Below are 4,234 nucleotides of genomic sequence, written 5' to 3' on the forward strand. Positions count from 1 at the left end.
CCACCGCGAGTTCGCGATGGCGAGCGGCGAGATGGCGGAAGCCGACTTCGTGGCTTTCCTCCGCACCACCCTCGGCAACGCAACCCGGGTCAGCGCCGATGGCGCCATCCACTTCGTCTGCATGGACTGGCGCCATATCCACGCCCTGCTGACGGCGGGGCGCGACGTCTACCGCGAGCTCAAGAACCTCTGCGTCTGGAACAAGGCCAATGGCGGCATGGGCACGCTCTACCGCTCCAAGCACGAACTGGTCGCCGTCTTCAAGGCGGGCGCCGCCTCGCACATCAACAATGTCGATCTCGGCGCCCATGGCCGCTATCGGACCAATGTCTGGGACTATGCCGGCGCCAACAGTTTCGGCGCCGGCCGCGACGAGGCGCTCGCCATGCATCCCACCGTCAAGCCCGTCGGGCTGGTCGCCGACGCCATCCTCGATTGCTCGAACCGCGGCGACCTCGTCCTCGACCCCTTTGCCGGCGCGGGCACGACGCTCGTGGCGGCGGAGCGCACGGGCCGGCGGTGCGTCGCGATGGAACTCGACCCCGCCTATGTCGACGTCGCCATCCGGCGATGCCGGAAGGCCTTCGGCGCCAAGATCACGCACGCGGAGAGCGGGCGGTCCTTCGACGAACTGGCGGAGGAACGCCCAGTCAACCAGGCAGAGGAGGCCGGCGGATGAGCGATGACGAAAACGAAGACAAGGTCGGCTACGGGCACCCGCCGAAACACTCGCGCTTCAAGCCCGGCCGGTCCGGCAACCCGAAGGGCCGGCCGAAGGGCCACCGGAACTTCCAAACCGACCTTAACGAAGTTCTCGAAATGAAGGTGCAGCTCAAGGTCAATGGCACAACACGCACGATGACGATGCAGCAGGCCGCGATCCTCCAGCTGGGCCAGAGCGCCGTGAAAGGTGGAATGCGAGCGCTCGAACGCCTCCTCGCTCTCGCCGCCCAACACAATGGTCAGACATTGATCCAGGACAGCGACGAGGCGCTCCCCGAGGAGGACCGGGCGATCCTCGAGCAGTACCGGGCCTCCGGGCAGGCGCAGGCGCCGGGCGATGCAGCAACAGAGGATGAGGACGGGGAGCCGGAGAAGTCCGGCCAGGAGGGCGAGGATGAGTGACCGCCGTGTTCTCGACGCGCTGCTCCGAACGGACCTGAACGCATTCATCCACAAATGCTTCACCACCCTCTCGCCCGGAACAGAGTTCAAGGCCAACTGGCACATCAAGGCGATCACATATGAGCTCCTGCAATGCCTCGAGCCCACGGGCAGACGGCTGGTGATCACCCAGCCGCCGCGGTCGCTGAAGTCGATCTCGACCTCGGTGGCGTTCGTGGCCTGGGCGCTGGGTCATGACCCGGCGTTACGGTTCAAATGCGTCAGCTACAGCGAGAACCTCTCCGTCGATCTCGCGCGGCAGTTCCGCCTGGTGGTGGACAGCGACTGGTACCGCCGCCTGTTCCCGGCCATGAGGCTGTCGCGGTCAACCGCGACGGAATATGTGACCACGAAGAACGGCGGGCGCCTGGCCACGTCCGTGGGCGGCTCGCTGACCGGCTTCGGCGCCGACATCATCATCATCGACGATCCCATGAAGGCCTCCGAGGCCCAGTCGGAGACCGCCCGGCGCAACGTGAAGGACTGGTTCGCCGAAACCGTCTCGACGCGGCTCGACAACAAGATGGGGGGCTCCATCATCCTGGTGATGCAGCGCCTCCATGAAGACGACCTGGCCGGTCATGTACTCGAGACCGGCGGCTGGGACCACCTGGACCTGCCGGCCATCGCCATCGAGGACCAGCAGATTCGCATCGGGCCAAAGCCGGGGGACATCCACTATCGGCGCAAGGGCGACCTGCTGCACCCCGAGCGGGAGCCCGAGGCGGCCCTGGCGCGTGTGCGCCGCGACCTGGGACACCTCGCCTTCTCGGCCCAGTACCAGCAGCAGCCGGTCCCCCTAGCGGGCAATCTCGTCCGTCGCGACTGGTTCCGGCGCTACGACACGGCGCCCCCGCGGGGGGAGAACATGACCGTGGTCCAGAGCTGGGACATCGCGGGGACGATCGGCGAACGGGGCGACTACTCCGTCTGCACGACGTGGCTGGTCGATGGCCGCAGGCTCTATCTCGTCGACGTCTGGCGCGGGCGGCTCGAATTCCCGGGTCTGCGCAAGCGGGTGATCGGGCATGCGATGGACCACCAGGCCAATGTGGTGCTGGTCGAGAAAGCCGGGCTGGGGCTGAGTCTCGTCCAGGACCTGCAGCATGGCGCGCCCGCCAACTTCCCCAGCCTGATCGGCATTGCCCCCGAGGGCGACAAGATCGTCCGCATGGAAGCCACATCTGCCCGCATCGAGGCCGGCGAAGTGTTCCTGCCCGAGGAGGCGCCATGGCTGGCGGACTTCCTTCAGGAGGTCCTGGCCTTTCCGAAGGGCCGCCATGACGACCAGGTCGACAGCCTGTCCCAGTTCCTCAAATGGCAGCGGTACTGGGAGCCCCCGATCGACATCGGCAGCCCCGGCGGCGATCGAATTGAGAATATCCTGCCGCCGTTCGAATACGATGACTGACGCGAGCCGCATCCGCATCCGCACCCGTGCCGGCGCCACCGCCGGGGCCCGGCGCCGGCGGCTCACCGGCATGCAAGGGGGGCTCGGGGCCATGTCGTCCACCCTCATGGGCACACAGGGGCGCCAGGTGGATCGCCGCGGCCGCTGGACCGCCGCCCTGTGCCGAAGGCCGTCCAGGCGGCCCGGATGCCCCTCCAGGGGGCCTCTCGGCTACCGGGTCTGTTCCACCAGCCAGTCGAAGAGGCCGACGTCGATCGCCCGCGCCGCCACCTCGGCGGCGGTCCACAGGTGCCGACCGGGCCCGGCATCCAGCACGAGGGCGCGTACGGGGCTGTGGCAGACGAAGAAGAACCGCTCGCAGCTGCCGTCGCGCTCGAAGCGGCCGAGGTAGTCGTCCACCTCGCACTGCGTCGCCCTGGACTTGACCTGCACCCAGGCGCGCTCGCCGGTCACGGGCTGATCGAGGATGAGGTCGGCGTCGGGCATGGTCCCGCCGAGGGTGCTCGTCCGCCGCCAGCCGCCGCGGGCGAACATCAGGTCGACCAGGGTCTCGAACTCGGCCCAGTGCAGCTCCGCGATCATGCGGCGGGCAATATCCTGCATCCGCGCCTTGACCGCCACGGCCTCCTCGTGAACCGGGTTGGGCTCGCCGCGGATGCGGCGCAGAAGATAGGCGGCCGCCGGGACATCGCAGATCGTCCGCCGGTAGTTCGCCGTCTTCGTCAGGACCGAGCTCAGCGTCCGCACGGAGAGGGGCTCGCCGGTCAGGCTGTCGCGGCGCCAGCCGCCGCGCGTCGTCCGGTAGCGCGTTGGCGTCCCCGGCGACGGGTCATCGGCCGGCCGGACCGGGCCGTCGGCGAAGGTCCACCACAGGTGGCCCTCGGCGAAGGTGACCCAGAGGGTATCCGGGTGCGTCTCATAGAAGGCGCGGAGCTCACGGAGGTCCTCGGCGATCGCCTGTGGGGCCCGTCCGGCCGCGGCCAGCTGTTGCTCGACAGCATCCCACTCGCCCCGGGCGCAGGCCTCGTGGCCCGCCTCCGGAAACCCGAAGGGGATCACACCATCCCGGACCGCCGCTTCGGCCCACGCGCCCCCGCTGCCGAGCTTGATGTAGCGCACTGCCGTCGGTTCGAACGTCTCCGGGGTCAAGCTGCCGCCTCCTGTCGACGATAAGTCTCACCGACTTCCGCCCAGGCGCGGCGGCCAAGTCAAGTCGAATGTCACTGATCGTCTGTAGACCGATAATCTGCATCCGCCTGACATCCTGTGCGTGGATATTCGCTTACGTCTCGGTCAGAACATCAGGCGCCTTCGACAGTCCCAGGGCTGGTCGCAGGAGCAGTTTGCCTTCGAGGCCGGTATCCACCGCACCTACATCAGCGACCTCGAGCGCGGCACCCGCAACCCCACGATCACGGTCGTCGAGAAGCTGGCGGCGGCCCTGGGCGCCAGGGCCGGGGAACTGCTGGACTGAACAGCTCAATGGGCCGAAGGCGGGGCTGCCGCGGCCCGGGCCGGCCGTGCCCCACCGCGGCGCCGTGCAGCGATCGTCTGCCCGCGAGGGGGACTGGACTTCACCCCCACGGCAAGCGTCCATGGGCGCCGGGATCACCGGCCCGGGAGCTGCGCCATGGACGCCGACCGCCTCGACCTTGTCCG

5 protein-coding genes are annotated in these 4,234 nt (G+C 68.5%); 4 read left to right on the plus strand and 1 reads right to left on the minus strand.

Annotated elements, in window-relative coordinates; all coding sequences use genetic code 11:
- From CWC60_RS19310 to terL, 3 genes are all read left to right on the plus strand, one after another.
- Window positions 1–679 (plus strand): DNA-methyltransferase (locus CWC60_RS19310; protein WP_164516644.1); only part of this gene is annotated, 679 nt, incomplete at its 5' end.
- Window positions 676–1,125 carry a DUF5681 domain-containing protein gene (locus CWC60_RS19315; RefSeq protein WP_109795571.1) on the plus strand — a complete coding sequence of 150 codons (450 nt, stop codon included), beginning with the start codon at window positions 676–678 and terminating at the stop codon, window positions 1,123–1,125. The genes CWC60_RS19310 and CWC60_RS19315, both read left to right, overlap by 4 nt.
- Window positions 1,118–2,575, plus strand: a complete 1,458-nt coding sequence (terL, locus tag CWC60_RS19320; protein WP_109795572.1) for a phage terminase large subunit — start codon at window positions 1,118–1,120, stop codon at window positions 2,573–2,575. Before CWC60_RS19315 ends, terL begins: the two co-directional genes overlap by 8 nt.
- Before the next feature lie 210 nt (window positions 2,576–2,785).
- Here the strand turns inward: terL and CWC60_RS19325 are convergent, their stop codons facing one another.
- Window positions 2,786–3,724 carry a restriction endonuclease gene (locus tag CWC60_RS19325; RefSeq protein WP_206419913.1) on the minus strand — a complete coding sequence of 313 codons (939 nt, stop codon included), beginning with the start codon at window positions 3,722–3,724 and terminating at the stop codon, window positions 2,786–2,788.
- 121 nt (window positions 3,725–3,845) lie between these two features.
- On the opposite strand from CWC60_RS19325, the gene CWC60_RS19330 reads away from it, so the two are divergent.
- A complete protein-coding gene (locus CWC60_RS19330; RefSeq protein WP_109794313.1) occupies window positions 3,846–4,049 on the plus strand; it encodes a helix-turn-helix domain-containing protein in 204 nt (67 codons plus the stop codon).
- The last annotated feature ends 185 nt before the right edge of the window (window positions 4,050–4,234 follow it).

The organism is Minwuia thermotolerans (assembly GCF_002924445.1).
In the GTDB taxonomy this organism is placed as follows: Bacteria; Pseudomonadota; Alphaproteobacteria; order Minwuiales; family Minwuiaceae; genus Minwuia; species Minwuia thermotolerans.

What these genes read in the sequence shown, in the direction of transcription:
- terL (WP_109795572.1), top strand. Translation starts at nt 1,118, where the DNA reads ATGAGTGACCGCCGTGTTCTCGACGCGCTGCTCCGAACGGACCTGAAC.
- CWC60_RS19315 (WP_109795571.1), top strand. Translation starts at nt 676, where the DNA reads ATGAGCGATGACGAAAACGAAGACAAGGTCGGCTACGGGCACCCGCCG.